Origin of the sequence: Flavobacterium sp. GT3R68, from assembly GCF_007109225.1 — a bacterium.
In the GTDB taxonomy this organism is placed as follows: Bacteria; Bacteroidota; Bacteroidia; order Flavobacteriales; family Flavobacteriaceae; genus Flavobacterium.
This window is the reverse complement of the sequence record NZ_VJZK01000006.1, coordinates 78,933-94,110: the sequence shown is the minus strand read 5'-3', so window position 1 is coordinate 94,110 and position 15,178 is coordinate 78,933. Positions and strand designations below refer to the sequence as shown.

General features: G+C 36.1%; 13 protein-coding genes. 5 read left to right on the top strand and 8 right to left on the bottom strand.

Annotated features, from left to right (window positions below; all coding sequences use genetic code 11):
• Position 1: 1 nt before the first annotated feature.
• The 8 genes from FNW07_RS11790 to FNW07_RS11755 all read right to left on the bottom strand — a co-directional run bounded on the left by FNW07_RS11790 (position 2) and on the right by FNW07_RS11755 (position 6,206).
• Positions 2–1,405 (bottom strand): GspE/PulE family protein, encoded by a 1,404-nt coding sequence (locus tag FNW07_RS11790; RefSeq protein ID WP_126743954.1) that lies wholly within the window; start codon positions 1,403–1,405, stop codon positions 2–4.
• A 3-nt stretch (positions 1,406–1,408) separates the two neighbouring features.
• The gene (locus FNW07_RS11785; protein ID WP_126743953.1) at positions 1,409–1,894 is read right to left on the bottom strand and encodes a prepilin peptidase; all 486 of its coding nucleotides are present in this window, start codon (positions 1,892–1,894) and stop codon (positions 1,409–1,411) included.
• A gap of 1 nt (position 1,895) precedes the next feature.
• Complete coding sequence (locus tag FNW07_RS11780; RefSeq protein WP_126743952.1) at positions 1,896–2,324, bottom strand: type IV pilin protein; 429 nt, start codon at positions 2,322–2,324, stop codon at positions 1,896–1,898.
• 73 nt (positions 2,325–2,397) lie between these two features.
• The gene (locus FNW07_RS11775) at positions 2,398–3,519 is read right to left on the bottom strand and encodes a type II secretion system F family protein (RefSeq protein WP_126743951.1); all 1,122 of its coding nucleotides are present in this window, start codon (positions 3,517–3,519) and stop codon (positions 2,398–2,400) included.
• Positions 3,519–4,004: a type II secretion system protein J gene (locus FNW07_RS11770; protein WP_126743950.1), complete on the bottom strand. Its 486-nt coding sequence runs from the start codon at positions 4,002–4,004 to the stop codon at positions 3,519–3,521. Before FNW07_RS11770 ends, FNW07_RS11775 begins: the two co-directional genes overlap by 1 nt.
• Entirely contained in the window at positions 3,997–4,338 is a 342-nt protein-coding gene (locus FNW07_RS11765; RefSeq protein WP_126743949.1) for a hypothetical protein, read from the bottom strand. The genes FNW07_RS11770 and FNW07_RS11765 overlap by 8 nt, the downstream gene beginning before the upstream one ends.
• A complete protein-coding gene (locus tag FNW07_RS11760; protein ID WP_126743948.1) occupies positions 4,313–5,524 on the bottom strand; it encodes a hypothetical protein in 1,212 nt (403 codons plus the stop codon). Before FNW07_RS11760 ends, FNW07_RS11765 begins: the two co-directional genes overlap by 26 nt.
• Positions 5,508–6,206 carry a toxin-antitoxin system YwqK family antitoxin gene (locus FNW07_RS11755; RefSeq protein ID WP_144265635.1) on the bottom strand — a complete coding sequence of 233 codons (699 nt, stop codon included), beginning with the start codon at positions 6,204–6,206 and terminating at the stop codon, positions 5,508–5,510. Before FNW07_RS11755 ends, FNW07_RS11760 begins: the two co-directional genes overlap by 17 nt.
• Positions 6,207–6,584: 378 nt before the next feature.
• On the opposite strand from FNW07_RS11755, the gene FNW07_RS11750 reads away from it, so the two are divergent.
• The 5 genes from FNW07_RS11750 to FNW07_RS11730 are packed head-to-tail and all read left to right on the top strand — an operon-like array spanning position 6,585 to position 15,167.
• On the top strand, positions 6,585–7,088 hold the full coding sequence (locus FNW07_RS11750) for an OmpH family outer membrane protein (RefSeq protein WP_158626849.1): 504 nt from the start codon (positions 6,585–6,587) through the stop codon (positions 7,086–7,088).
• Positions 7,072–7,674, top strand: coding sequence for a hypothetical protein (locus FNW07_RS11745; protein ID WP_126743945.1), 603 nt, complete (start codon positions 7,072–7,074; stop codon positions 7,672–7,674). Before FNW07_RS11750 ends, FNW07_RS11745 begins: the two co-directional genes overlap by 17 nt.
• Entirely contained in the window at positions 7,671–13,850 is a 6,180-nt protein-coding gene (locus FNW07_RS11740) for a hypothetical protein (RefSeq protein WP_126743944.1), read from the top strand. The genes FNW07_RS11745 and FNW07_RS11740 overlap by 4 nt, the downstream gene beginning before the upstream one ends.
• A 30-nt stretch (positions 13,851–13,880) precedes the next feature.
• A complete protein-coding gene (locus tag FNW07_RS11735) occupies positions 13,881–14,456 on the top strand; it encodes a hypothetical protein (protein WP_126743943.1) in 576 nt (191 codons plus the stop codon).
• A 6-nt stretch (positions 14,457–14,462) separates the two neighbouring features.
• Entirely contained in the window at positions 14,463–15,167 is a 705-nt protein-coding gene (locus FNW07_RS11730) for a hypothetical protein (RefSeq protein WP_126743942.1), read from the top strand.
• Positions 15,168–15,178: the final 11 nt, after the last annotated feature.

Sequence of the window (15,178 nt, the reverse complement as noted above, 5' to 3'; positions counted from 1 at the left end):
TTTATATGTTGATTAAAATAGAATATATTTCCTCCAATGACGTTTCACCTTCGGCTAGAATATCAAATGCCTTGTCGGACAATGATTTGTAATTTTCGTCATTACTGAATAATTTCGAAATGGTATTGTTTTTTATGGCTTCACAAATGGCGGTATCGATCGTTAAAACTTCATATATTGCCCTTCTGCCTTTATATCCCGTATGGAAACATTTGTTGCAGCCGACCGGTTTATTGTAATTTGAAATGTCATACGGAAATTGATAGTTCACCGGGAAATCTTCCGTCTGGCAATCGACTTCTTTTTTACAATGATTACAAAGTTTACGCACCAATCGTTGTGCCACCGAAAGATTTAAAGTCTCGGCAATCAGATAGGAGGGAACCCCCATATCGATTAATCTTGAAATGGTTCCGATGGCAGAATTGGTATGGATTGTTGACAATACCAAATGCCCGGTTAAGGAAGCCCGAATAGCCATTAAAGCGGTTTCGGAATCCCGAATTTCCCCTAACATAATGACATCAGGGTCCTGTCTTAAAAATGATTTTAAGGCTGATGAAAACGTTAGTCCAATGTCTTCTTTTAATTGGACCTGGTTGATTCCTTTTAAAGTATATTCGATTGGGTCTTCAACAGTTACTATATTTCTCCTGCTATCGTTCAGCAGTTTTAATGTCGCATACAATGTCGTGGTTTTTCCCGAACCTGTCGGCCCACTTATCAGGATAATCCCGTTTGGCTTTTTTACGGCTTCGAGGTAATGATCCAGTTCTTCTTTTTGGAAACCAAGTGTGCTTAAATCAATATTTGAGGCATCCTGTCCTAAGAGACGCATTACTATTTTTTCCCCAAATAATGTAGGTAAAATCGAAACCCGGATATCAAAAGCGTCATTCGTAATCCTTCCGTCCTGAGGTAAACGTTTTTCGGTAATATTAAGTTTGGCCTTAATCTTAATCTTGTTGACCAATTCGAGATAATTTTCCTTATCCACTTTATAGCGTTCAATCAATTGACCGTCAATCCTGAAACGTATCCGGGACGAATCCTCATAAACTTCAAAATGAATATCACTACATTTCAATGATTTTGCTTCTGTCAACAGATTTTCAAGAAAATCCCCTTTATCTACATTCAGCGATTTATGAGTGCTTGTCTGTCTTTCTTTTCGGTAATAAATGGACAATCCTTTTTCGATCTCTGAAGAATCTATAGGCTGAAAAACGATGTTTTTGCCTAAAAAAAGTTCCAGTTCGTCTTTAATGTCGCGATTGTCAAAGGAATCGTCAATGTATAATTCTAACGTGCTTTCGGACACCGATTTGGGCAATATCCTATATTGGTTCGCCAGATCATTTGAAATACTGTGTTGATTTTCAGAAAGAATTACGATGTCCCGCATAACCTATAACAATGTGATTTTTTGAAAACCGAACATCATATCTTTTATGATGATAATGAATAAAAACAAAGAAGCAAAGCCAGCTAACGGAACGGTATTTTCTTTAATAATTTTCTTTAACCCGATTTGCAGCACTATAGCAAAAACCATGGAAAGAATAAAGAAAAGAATGTAGTTCTGGAGTAAAAATAACGGCGCAACTGCTGCGTAAAACAACAGATCTCCTAATCCAAAATAATTTTGAAAAGGGTTTAAAAACCGTTTGTTCTTTATACTCATATATAGTGTCAAAATGCTTAAAGTGATTCCGAAAAAGGCTAAGTTATAAGCAATTAGCCCGACCATCATATTGCTTTGCTGTTGGATTATGTAAAAAGAAAAAAGAAAAATAGCCAAAGGCAGCCCCACGTGAATCCTTCTGTATTTCCAATCCTGAAAAAATACAGCCAGCAAACAAAGTGACAAACCAATAATGAGAGCTATGTTCAATTTATTCCTTTGTTACTTCGGTTAGCATTTTTTTACTGTCAATTTCCCATGTATTGAAACTTCCGTCGCCATCTAAATCAGAGGCAGCAGTTGCTCTTGCGGTAAAAGACTCATTGGAGGCATCCAATATTTCAATTTTATAAACGGCCTGACCGCCTTCCTCAACGGTTAATTCCTGCTCGAATCCCAGCTCTTCCAGGTTATTTGAATATTTTGAATGACGGTAGAAATGACTTTTTTCCAATCCATACACCTGATTAAGCATGGCTTGTGCCTCTATGGCTTTGGCCTGGCTGATTACGGAAGTCTGGTTTGGCAAAACCATCAACAACAATATACCGATGATGCACAATACAATTAAAATCTCCGTCAGAGAGTATGCTTTGACGGTTGCTTTTTTAATTTTAAGGAAATACTTTTTATTTAACATATTACTCTGTTTTGTCATTTAAAAATGTACTGATTTTGACGGTGCAAAAGTACAAATACTAATGATACGATTGTTAGTTATTAATTATTTTACTTAAATCGAACATTGGCGCATACATGGAGACCATGATAACCCCCACGATGATACCGATAACAATGATAATCATGGGTTCTAGGATGACTCCAATCATTTTAGTCTGGTGGCTGATTTCCTCATTATATTGCTCGGTTAAGCGTTCAAACATGGTTTCCAGTTGGTTAACCTGCTCTGCAACTTCGACCATGGAGACCATTTTATTTTCAAATACAGGATGCTTTTTTAAACTTTCGTTTAGCGAAGCACCACGAGTTATATCTTCTTTTATTTCTTCGATAGCAATTTCAATAGGATAAAAACCAATCATTTTTGCGGTTAATGACAAGGAGTTGATTAATGTGGTTTTAGACGTAATCAATAGATTCATCGCCTGGCAAAAACGGGAGATATAAATTTTACGTATTAAGTTTCCGAAATACGGAATCTTAAGCACCATCATTGTTGTAAACGACCTATAACTTTGCTTCTCTTTTAATACATTGTGCGTTATTATTAACCCAATTATTATCCCGAATATCAGTGTGAAAATTGTCCCGGAATGATTCGATATTTTTATGATGATCTGGGTGCTCTTCGGTAATTCACTGCCAAATTGCCTGAATACCGAACTGAACATCGGTACTACTTTATTCAGCATAAAATAAAGCACTAAGAATGTCACTAACATCACAATGGCAGGATACGTCAAAACCGAGACTATTTGTCTTTTCATTTGAATTTTCCTGTTGAAATATTTCTGGAGTTCGCTTAAAACTTCCTCCAATTTGCGGGTTTCTTCCCCAATCTGGATACTGTAATATTCATACGGTGAAAATTGCTTTGTTTCCCGCATTGATTCATAAATACTTCTTCCCTCGACCACTTTGTCTTTAATCTGAAGGATGAGATCTTTCTCAAAATTATTGCTGGATTGATTACCCAATATTTCGAGCGCTTTCTTAAAATCGACACCTGATTTCAAAAGCATGCCCAATTCCCGATAGAATATTTCTTTCTTTTTATCGGACAATTTTTTAGAAAACCGGACCTGGCCCGTTTCTATCTTAAAATCCTTTTTCTCAGCTTTAGCTGTTTTATATGTACTTAAATCCAGACTCATTATTCTTTTATTGCTTGTAACAATTCGTTTGCATATACCCGTTTGTAAAAATTCAGATCCATTTCCCTTTCATTGACTTCTAAATTCAATTTCAATTTTTGGAAAACCAATTTCTGCGATTTGTTTTTTACCGAATCAATACTGATTTGATTTAATTTAATATTGAATGTATCAATGAATATTTCGGTACTTCTCACTATGTACGCTTCCTCAAAACTGTATTTTACGGTTTCTCCTGAGTAACCATTAAAAATCACTTCGTTTTCGATAACCTTCATTTTTTCGTTTTCAAAAATATCTTTATTGATACTATAGGTTAATCGGTTCAAATCATTGACCAACTGATTCTGGTTTTTATAATCAATCATTCTTTCGGTCACAATGGAAAAGACCACGAATATGATTCCCATAATAATAGCCGTAATTGCCATACCGACAATGGCTTCTATTATTGAAAATGCGGGAATTGAATGTTTGCTACTCATTGGATTGGATATAAAAACTTTTTTCAAAGGTAAATTGGGTACTGTCTTTATATTGGATAACCACCTTTTTGAGTCCGTCATTAATTCCTTCTTCTTCGATGAGAAGATTTTCGTCTTCCCCATATTGTAACAAATCATTTTTTATCTGTGCCAAAAAGAATAGTTCATTGACCTTATTCTGGGTATCATAAAATTTAGCTGATGTCCGGGGTGTAAAAACCGCTGCAAAAATCATGATGGCGATGTACAGACACACCGAAATAATTGTCAATGCAATCATGGATTCTAAAATAGAATTTGCTTTGAGGCTATAATACTTTTTTAAGAATACCATATTCGGTTTTTTTAGTGTCAAACAATGGAATAGCTATAAAATAAGCCGGTCGTTTCAGTGCATTAATCTCTATATTGGAAATGGTGTTGTCATAACTGGACGATGTGGTTTTATGGAAAAAGCGGTTGGTATAGACCGAACCATATACGTTACTTTTCAGAAGCAGTTTCCCCGTGCAGTAAACCGTTCCAAAAACCAAGCCTGATTCTTCAATTTCAATGCTGTTTTTGTCGATTGTTTCCAAGGGATTTCCAAACAAAACAACTGCACCCGTTATTTTGCTTTCCTTTTTGATTTTTATTTTACTGATATCCCTGGTTTCATTATAAACACAGATTACCGAGGGATAGTTTAATGTTACTTTTTCCCCTAATTCAATTCCCTGTGTGGCAAAGGCCTGGACAGTTCCCTTAAAACCATCTTCGAAAGTGATTTTTGGGGCAATCAGGATGACATCTTCTAAAACGGCATTTTTCCGGATATGAAGAGAATCCTTCGAACGCAAAACGAAATTTCCTTTAAAGATCACGTTACTTAAAATAGGATTTACATTAATCTCTTTGGTTTCGTTAAGAAAGGAATTGTAATACAATGAATCCTTTGGTTTGTCCACGTCGGATAATGCCGTCTTTTCTGTCTGTATTCCTTCAAATATTTTCCTGAAGTTGGGATTGATTTCTGGCAAAAGAATTTCCGATACCATAATGGTTCCTTGTGCCGTCAACAGATTAGCAGCGTTAGTTATATATGATGTTTCAATAAACGGTGTCGGTAAATGGTTAATACCTATTAATTTAACGGTACCAGAATAGGAAAGTCCTTTTGAAAAATTGGACAAATGAATTGCTGTTTTATCCGTCGAATAATGTCCGACAAAATGCGCTGATGCAACCGTGTCATTTCTCACTGAAGATTTAGCTAATAGTAAAGTAAGCAATCCGTATTGTTTTGTCTCGTAACTTCCTTCGATGCCTGAATTTTCGTCCAGTGGGATTTCTGCCGGCTGCGTTTTGTTTCCTAAGGCAAAATTTACAACCGACTGGTTCTGAATATACAATTCTTCGTGAAGATTATAATGAACATTCAGCTGACCATACAAATTGGCAAAATAGAGGAGTGCCCCACAAATTATGGAAACAATCAGGCATATATAAATCGCATATAATAAACTATGCGCCCTGACCATTTGTGTTTTGCTTGGATGGTTTTTTAGAAAACAGTCTTTTGAAGAAATTTTCTTTTTTGGGTTTATCAGAAGCTTCTTTAGAACCTTTTGCGGGTTTCGAAGTTTTCTTATTTGCTTTCGCAACTGCCTTCTGATTTTTTTCAGTTTCCTTCAATACTTTTTTTGCTTCGCTGGCTTTTTTCTTTTCTATTTTTAAAGCTGCTTTTTGTGCTTTGGATAACTTTGGTTTTTTTACAAAAACGGTCCCTCTTTTATAAACCACGGTGTCCTTTTTAGCATAATCAACCCATTGCCCGTGTTTTTTATCACTTCGGTAATTTCCTTTCTCTACTTCCGCTCCGTTTTCATCATAACGGTAATATAATCCTGTTCTGAAGCCATTGTCCCAATATTGAGTAGTTTGTATGGTACCGTTTGGATGCCACGATTTCCAAAGCCCGACTTTAAGTCCGTTTTTAAATTCGCCCTGCTCCGCTAACTGATTACTATGGTACATTTTAAGGAACTTATCATTCAATAACATTCCGGTAGCACCAGCTTGTGCATTATGAATGGCACCGCCCTTAAACCAATAATAGATTTTGTTTGATTTGGGTTTTATTTTTTTGTCGGTGGTGTAAAATTCATATCGAAAATTGGCATCTGAAATTCTCTTTATCGTGTATGGGTCTGAAAAAGACATTAATACCACTGCTAGAATAAGATATAAAAAAGGAGGCAACACTTTTGTTTTCAATGGAGTAAAATTTATTTTAAAAAGGGCGCAAGGTAGTGTTTTTTGCTAAAAAATAATAACCTAGCAGTTCTTAGATGTAAGATTAAAATAATAAGAATAAATTCTAACTATTGGTTGGGTTATTTCTATTTCTCACAAAATCGAATAAAAGATCAGCAGCACTCTTTTTTTTTGATAAAAAACAATTAGACTAATTGTTTGTAAATCAAACTTATAGTTGATTTGTATTTAAGAACAACGGCATCTATTTTAAACATTGTGGTATTTTAATGTTTGAAATATAACAAAAAGACTACTTTTGCACCAAATTTAACAAAAATTTTAGTGCTAAAAAATAAATTATATCTGGTTGTGGTAGTTAATAGTATTTTGATATGCCTATTAATTGCCATTTTTGTTTTTAATATTCTGGGGTCAAACAAAATTGTCTATGTCGATAATATCAAACTTTTTGACGGATTCAATATGACCAAGGAGATGAAGAGAGTAGGAGAGAAAGAGTTTAATGCAAGGAAATCGGTCTTAGATACTCTGTATTTTAAATTGCAATCTCCAGCAATTTCTGAAACTGATAAGAAGGTGATGATGCAACAGTTTATTCAGGGAAAAGAAGAGCTGGAACAATTCAACCAAAATTTTGGGGGAGAAGAGACTTCAAAAATCTGGGCCAGAATTCATAGCTACTCCGAAGAATTTTCCAAAACCAATAATTATGACCTTGTGATAGGTTCAGAAAATAAAAGAAGCGTGTTGTTCGCAGATGGGGATGTGGATGTAACCAACGAATTACTTACCTACATAAACAAGAAGTATGAAGGACTTAAATAAGGTTTTTTGTCTGCTGCTTGTTTTTATTTTGTTTTCCTGCAAAAAAGAAGAAAAAGAAGTAAGAAATGACTCTGAAATCCGTTCCCGGTATTATAATCTAGAAAAGATAGGCTGGAAATCCCGTTCCTATGTTCAAAAAGTAGATGAGATTAGTTTTACTGCAACCGAAGTTCCCATTCAGTATTATCTTTTGAAAAATAAAGGAAGTGAAGATCTGATAATGGTTGACTCCTTATACGAAGAAAATAAAAAAGAGCGGGTAGTTGAATTTATTTTCCAGGAAGAAAATGAAAACGAATTACTCAAGGAAGAGTTTACAGGAATCTCCTATGAAGACGGCATAAAATATATGTCTTTCTCTCTTGATAAAGATTTTTATGTAGTGACTTCAAAAAATGACACTATTCCATGCTCGGGAGTTACTTATGAGCGAAGTTATAAAATTGCCCCTTATCAAAAAGTATTATTATTTTTTTCGGGAATACAGCCTGAAGAAAAAATACAGTTGATTTATAATGACCGCCTTTTTAAAAAAGGAACATTAAAATTTAAGTTTAAAGATACCTATACAGAAATAGCCTTATGATCAAGCAAGTTAAAAAAAGTAAATTTAAAAAAATCATTGCGATTTATTTAGCAATGATGATTCTATTGGAAACATTGCAGCCCCTGCAAATGTATGCCTTAACGAGTGGGCCTACGCAGCCGGAATTTAATTCATTTACTCCAATTGGAACTTCTGATATGGTGGATCTGACCAGTGGTGATTTTAATTATAACATTCCTGTTATGGATGTGGGTGGATATCCTCTTAACCTGGCATATAATTCGGGGGTCACTATGGATCAGGAAGCGTCATGGGTAGGACTGGGATGGAATCTGAATGTAGGTCAGATTGAGCGACAAGTTCGTGGATTACCGGATGATTTCAAGGGTGATCAGATAAAATACGAGAACAATACCCGAGATAACGTTACTGTAGGTATGAATCTGGGTGTGAATGCTGCAGCTTTTGGATGGGATGGTGTGAATTTAGGTGCGGGTCTGGCTGTTGAGTCCAATAATTACGAAGGTATTTCGTTCAAGCCTTCCATGGGTGTGGGATTCGAACTAAGTGACAACGTTTCTGTGGGAATGAATTTATCCAGTTCTGTTGCAGATGGAGCATCCGTTACTCCTTCCGTTAGTATTTCCAGAAAAGGAAAAGAACAAAGCGATGGTTCGGTAACATCATTATCAAGTTCTTTGTCATTGGGTTTAAGTAGTAGAAAAGGAGTTGAAAATTTAAATTTATCTGCATCTGTATCTCAAAAATATGCAAAAAAAGCAGATAATATTAACGCTAATACACCCGCAAAACATAGAGGGAGTGGTACAGGTATAGGGGGTAGTATATCTTTCAATAATCAAAGTTATACCCCTAGTAAAAGAATTGGGTATGACAATTCCAGTTTTAATTTTAATGCTGCTGTAGGTGGAGAGGTATTTGGAATAGAAGGACAGGTTCAGGTTACAGGTTATGGCTCTTATCAGAGTATTAGTCCTGAATATAAGGTAAGACCGGAGAAAGCTTTCGGTTACGAAAATACACAATATAAAAATGATCAATCCGGGGTTCTGGATTTTAATAGGATTAATGAAAGGGTAATTACGGAGAGAACAACTAGTTTGCCGTCAACAAATTACACGTATGATACCTACAATATTGATGGGCAGGGGGTAGCAGGAATGTTCAGGCCTTACCGCTCCAAAGTAAGTACCGTTTATAACGACATGGTTGTTGATAATGGATCAGGGGGAAGCTATGGTGCTGAATTAGGTTTGGGTAATTTATTTCATGGTAGCGCCGATTTTAAGTCGAACTCAACGACCAGCTCAACTGGACCATGGATTACTAATAATAATGCTTTACCATACTTTAAAGAGGGGAGCAATGATCCAAAAACGATAGATTATGAGCCTTGCACCTTCAAAATGGTTGGGGCAACCGCAGTAGATCCTGAACAAAATATATATGAAACTATACATAGAACCAATGCAATGCAGGTTGCTATAACCGGTGGTAACAAAAATGGGACTGCAACTCCCAATTTTTTCGTGAAAGGAGATGTACTCCCGAAGCCAATTTCTGAAATTAGACGTCAGAAACGTTTTTTGAGAAATCAGGTAATCCAAAAAGTTACTAATAAGGAAGCAGAACGGGACCTTTTTGTTAAATATAGAACAGAATATTTTGCGAAACCGCACCATACTTCCGGAATGAAAGTTCTTAAAACAGATGGTAGTACTTATGTTTATGGACAAACTGCCTATAACACCAAAAAGATAGAAGCAACTTTTGATGTGTCATCACGAAATGGTGACAATAAAACGGGCGAAGTGCCTTATTATGCTTTAGCAGATAATAGCGTCAATGGTACCCTTAACAGTAATAACGGGCTTGGAAGTGATCAGTATTTAAATAAAATCACCACGCCTGGATATGCACACAGTTATATGCTGACTACCGTTTTATCTTCAGATTATGAAGATGTTGACAATAATGGACCTTCCATAAAGGATTTAGGTAGTTATACACAATTTGATTATACGACAACGGATTCTATTTATAAATGGAGAATTCCTTTTGAATCAAAAAAAGCTACTTATAATAATGGTCTTTATTCTAAAAAGCAGGATCAGAAGGGAAATTACATATACGGTAAAAAAGAATTATTATACGTTAATAAGATTGTTACCAAAACCCATGTTGCTTTCTTTGATCTTGCAGCCAGGAAAGATGCCCGCGGTGTGATGAATGAAGCTGGAGGAATGGGTCCGGGAAAAATGCAGAAGTTAAAATCCATACGATTGTATTCATTGCCAGAAGTGACCAATGCTGCGGGCCAGATTGTTGATCCGGGAATAAATGGAAGCATAAAGCCAATAAAAACTGCTCATTTCATATACAGTTACAGTTTGTGTAAAGGAATGCCTAATAATATAGTTGCTAATCCTATAGATCCGAATGACCTGGTCCTAGACGCAAATGAACTTCATAATTATGGAGGGAAATTAACATTGAAAAAAGTGTATTTTACTTATAGAGGTTCCAACATGGGGAAATATACTCCGTATGAGTTTGACTATAATGAGAATGATGCTGGTTATAAAATGGATGTTATTCTCGGGGGAAATCTTAATCATGTCAATGCGGACTGTCCAAAATATGACAGTAAAGGATTTGATATATGGGGAAATTATAAGCCAAATTTAGGTACCGGAGTAGTAAATTCTGCAATACCAACCAATACAGAGTTTCCATTCGTCGATCAAATAAATATTGATATAGCAACTGTTAAAGATGCTACTGCCGATGCTAAAATTTATACAGCGGTATGGAATCTGAAGACAATCAGTCTGCCGTCAGGAGGTAAAATAACACTTGAAACCGAAAGTGACGACTACCAGTATGTGCAAAACAAAAAAGCGATGCAGATGTTTAATGTAATTGGTGCAGGAGCGGTTCCCAATCCTACTGAAACTGATATTATTAAAAACAAATTGTATACCGGAAGTACCCATAATGATTATTTATATGTACAATTAAGCAAAAGTGCAACCTCTCATCCTTTATTGAATGAGCAACAATTTAAAAATGACTACTTGGGCGAAAATTATGACAAAGCCATTCAGTTTAGATTCTTATTGAATATGCGGAGTGATAATAATTGGCAATATGAATATGTGCAAGGTTATTTTAAAATTAAAAAAAGTAAAAGTATAGGAATTGTAAGAAATGGCCTTGGTACATTCGCTGCTATTCCTTTAGAACCCCTGCAACGTGGTGGTGGTACTAATGGTGGTATGCTTGTAAATCCTATCGCAAAAGCAGGATGGGGATTTGGAAGAAGTTTCTTAAATACGGTAGTGTACGGGCAAGATCCTGATCCTACCGAAAAGGATTTTGAGAGTATAGTAAATGCTCTTAGAGGTAGTATAAAAGCAATCAGCGAAATTTTTAAGGGTCCTAATAAGGCCTTGCAGGATAAAGGATGTGCCAGGGTATTTAATCCTGCAAAATCATGGGTGCGTTTAGAAACTGGAACAGGAAAAAAATTAGGCGGTGGATTAAGGGTAAAATCAATTAAGCTGAGCGATCAGTGGACTACTATGCTAACGCCAGCCGGAGGAACGAATATGGAATATGGTCAGACCTATTCCTACACAGAAAGTGACGTAGTCAATGCAAAATCCAGTGGTGTCGCTACATTTGAGCCAAACGCTTGTTCAGAAAATCCATTAGTGGAGCCTTTTTATAACAATAGTGGCTCTTACGCTGATAATATTGCTGCTCCAATGGAAAGTAATTATGTCGAAAAACCTTTTGGTGAGAATTTCTTCCCTGCTGCAAAAGTTACCTATTCACGGGTAGTTGTAAAAAACCTTCCGCGCATTGAAAGCGGAGGAAGTGTAAAAAAACATGCGACGGGTATGGTTGTTACCGAACATTATACCACATATGATTTTCCTACCAAAGTCGAATACACTAATATGAATGCGATTCCCGACATCACGCCAAACGATCTGATCGGTTCGATGTTAAGGAATGGAAATGTCAATGTTAAAAATCATTTGACGATGTCGCAGGGATATGCGATTGAAACAAATGACATGAATGGAAAAATAAAAAGCCAAAAAGTATATAAAGAAGGGGCGACGGGTAACGACGTCTTGTCAAGTGTGGAGTATATCTACAACTTTGATGCGAATAATAATATTGACAGTAATCTGACTACAATTGACTCTCAAGGGAAAGTTTCTAAAAAATTGATTGGTTTAGATTATGATCTGATTAATGATTTTAGCGAAAATTTTTCATCGACTTTAAGCAGTGGTGTTGACGCCAATTTAATGTCATTCCTGACACCGTCGGTGCCACCGATTGCTGTTTTTGTACCAACCATGTTCCCTAAAAACTTTTCCAGCGAAAGTGTATTAAGAACCGCGGTAACTACTAAACATGTTCATAAAACAGGTATTTTGGTCGAAAAAATAGCGTATGATTTAGGGGCAAGGGTATCCACTAAAAATATAGCATGGGATGCCGGTTCAGGTGAAGTTATTCTGACTGAAACAGTAAATGAATATAATGATCATTACTTCTCTTTTACTTATCCTGCATATTGGATGTATGATGGTATGGGACTTGCTTCTCAAAATATTGGTATTGAAGGAGATTTAGTGCCGTTCGCAGCCGCTACACCACCGAGTAGTTCTCCAGTCTATACAAATTTTCCACACTTTAGCCTAAAAGATTATACGGCAGATTTATCCAATGTATTTCATGTTGGTGACGAATTATCGGTGCTGTCCGGAATCGTTCAGTCATCCAGCGTGAATAATATAAATATGCCTGCGCAATATAAAGTATGGGTTATAGGTTTCAAAAAGGATACTAATGGAAAAAATATCGGAGTGCTTCTAATGGATGCTGCCGGACACTACATTAACACCTGTCTGGATCTTGGTACCTTTCATTTTAAGATTGTTCGTTCTGGATACAGAAATCTGCAGTCGGCATCAATGGCTAGTGTGACCTCCATGACAAATCCGATTAAGATTACCAATAATCCAGTTTTAGGTGACGGTACTCTACATCAGAATTCATTCCTATATGATGGAAGCGGCGCTAACCCCAGGATTATAAATGCCAGCGCAGTGGAATATAAAGATTTGTGGAATACACAATCGGAAGCAATGATACCGTATTATCCGGAATATGATCCATACAGTAGTAATCCAGTCAATAATCCGGTAACCAATGTTGGCTTGCCAAATTATCCTTATAATGTGTTAGTAAATCCTTATGTATGGAACATTAAGGGAGAATGGAGAGCAGAAAAATCGTATGCTTATCTGACCGGAAGAAAACCATCGAATGGAGCAATCAATAATCCAAGAAACGAAGGGTTCTTTACTACTTTTTCACCTTACTATCACTATGATCTAATTAATGGCTGGTTTAAAGTGCCATCCATTTGGCAATCTGCAAGCACTATCACTAAATATAACCCTTATGGAGCGGAAGTAGAAAATGAAGATGCGCTAGGGCGTCATAGTTCTGCTCAGTACGGATATCAGTATAAATTGCCAATGGCGGTCGCTTCCAATTCAAGATATGAACAAATTGGATATGAAGGATTCGAAGAAAAAAAATCAGGCTTAAGTGGTAAACATTTTGGCTTTGATATCGACAACCCAGCAAATATTTCTGCTAATCACTCTCATACGGGTAAAAATAGTATAAAGGTGGATAGAAATCAATCTGTTTTATTGGGTCGGACTCTTAAGCCAGTTATACGGACGACTAATCTAGCGCAATGTCCTACTACTACACCACCCCCAGGTCCTTGTTATTTAACAAAAACGGTATTGAGTGGTTCAGGCAATGCCGCTTGGTATGGATATACATTTAAATTTGCGGCCATGGATGATGTTATTTTGCAATCTGTTAATCACGCTCCAGGAAGCTCTTCTCATCCATATAATATTTATGTACTCGGATCGGATTTGATTATGGCTGTTGGTAGTAATGGGTACTATACCGGTGCGTATTGTCTGGAAGACATCGAGGTAGTTGTAAAGGTAAACGGTGTTTTTAAAACTGTTCATTGGAGTCTTGGTAGATGTGCAGTAAATATGGGAACACCCGAAAATCCGGATTGGGATTTTCATGGGACTGAGGGTACGTACTGTTTCACCAATCCCGGTCAAGAGTAATAACAAATAAATTGCATAAATATGTATAATATGAAACTATTTTTTTTACTGTTAACACTCTTTAGTTTAAAAGCATTTTCTCAGCCAGAACAAGTCCTTGACGGAATATCGGAAGGATCTTTTATGCCTGTATCGGGTAAATATATTGTTAGTGGCTGGGTAAAAGAAGATGTGAGTAACCAGCCCGTATCCTATAGTTATAGTACCATTACTGTTAATATTGCTGATGGTACCGATCCGGCATTTTATTCTTTAGCTTTGAATCCAAGTGGAGCAATCATAGACGGGTGGCAGCGTATTGCCGGAATCATTGAAATTCCGGATGTTACCCAAATGGGTTATCCACACCTAAAAATAGCATTGGTCTGCTCCAACACGTTAGCAGATTGTTATTTCGATGATATTCGTTTTTATCCGTACAATGGTAATTTAAAAAGCTTTGCGTATGATGAAGACACGCAACGGTTGATGGCGGAACTGGATGAGAATAATTACGCGACTTTTTACGAATATGATCTTGAAGGAGGTTTGGTCCGTGTAAAAAAGGAAACCGAAAGAGGGGTATATACTATTCAGGAAACTAGAAGTAATAACCCTAAGAAATAGTCCTTAATGGTACGATATCTATTATTATATTTTTCATTTTTATGTATTGGTGCTCCTGCTTTTTCTCAGCAAAAATGGACGGTGGCGCAATTATTTCATAAAGTGGAACAACATTATGAAAATTTGAAGGTGTACCATTATGTTAGTGCGTATTCATTTTATGAAAACACAAATTCTAAAATTCCAATTGAGAAAAAAAGCGGCCTTATCATAAGAAAAAATAATGTCATTTATCAAAAGTTAACTGGTATTGAAAGCATAAATTTTGGAGATTATAATGTGGTGGTTGATAATGGGGAGAAAAAAATACAGATTGTTAAAAATAAAAGCAGTACATCACCACTAATTTTAAACAGCTATCTGAACTTTTTTCCAACAAAAAAAATTATACAAAATCCGGATTATTGGATTTGCGAATTATCGGCTGATAAAGCGTTACTGACATCGCAATATAGCCGAATACGGTTTTTTATCGCTAAAAAAGATTTCAGTTTACTCAAGCAGGTCTTTTATATGAACGGAACGCAAGAGTTCAAAAAAAATAATAAAACGGTTAAAATAAATGATCCGCGATTAGAAATAACGCTGCTCGACCGTTCAGATGCTAAAAGCGTTACTCCGTCCTTAATTAGGAGTGATTATTTTACCATCAAAGACAAAAAAATTAAGCCTTCAAAGCGGTTTGCTACCTATAAGCTAATTACACAATAAAACCAATCGAA

Excerpts from the sequence above, each read along its gene's own strand:
- FNW07_RS11735 (WP_126743943.1), top strand. The coding sequence starts at position 13,881 with ATGAAACTATTTTTTTTACTGTTAACACTCTTTAGTTTAAAAGCATTT.
- FNW07_RS11765 (WP_126743949.1), bottom strand. The coding sequence starts at position 4,338 with ATGGTATTCTTAAAAAAGTATTATAGCCTCAAAGCAAATTCTATTTTA.
- FNW07_RS11790 (WP_126743954.1), bottom strand. The coding sequence starts at position 1,405 with ATGCGGGACATCGTAATTCTTTCTGAAAATCAACACAGTATTTCAAAT.
- FNW07_RS11755 (WP_144265635.1), bottom strand. The coding sequence starts at position 6,206 with ATGTCTTTTTCAGACCCATACACGATAAAGAGAATTTCAGATGCCAAT.
- FNW07_RS11775 (WP_126743951.1), bottom strand. The coding sequence starts at position 3,519 with ATGAGTCTGGATTTAAGTACATATAAAACAGCTAAAGCTGAGAAAAAG.
- FNW07_RS11745 (WP_126743945.1), top strand. The coding sequence starts at position 7,072 with ATGAAGGACTTAAATAAGGTTTTTTGTCTGCTGCTTGTTTTTATTTTG.
- FNW07_RS11730 (WP_126743942.1), top strand. The coding sequence starts at position 14,463 with ATGGTACGATATCTATTATTATATTTTTCATTTTTATGTATTGGTGCT.
- FNW07_RS11760 (WP_126743948.1), bottom strand. The coding sequence starts at position 5,524 with ATGGTCAGGGCGCATAGTTTATTATATGCGATTTATATATGCCTGATT.
- FNW07_RS11740 (WP_126743944.1), top strand. The coding sequence starts at position 7,671 with ATGATCAAGCAAGTTAAAAAAAGTAAATTTAAAAAAATCATTGCGATT.
- FNW07_RS11770 (WP_126743950.1), bottom strand. The coding sequence starts at position 4,004 with ATGAGTAGCAAACATTCAATTCCCGCATTTTCAATAATAGAAGCCATT.
- FNW07_RS11780 (WP_126743952.1), bottom strand. The coding sequence starts at position 2,324 with ATGTTAAATAAAAAGTATTTCCTTAAAATTAAAAAAGCAACCGTCAAA.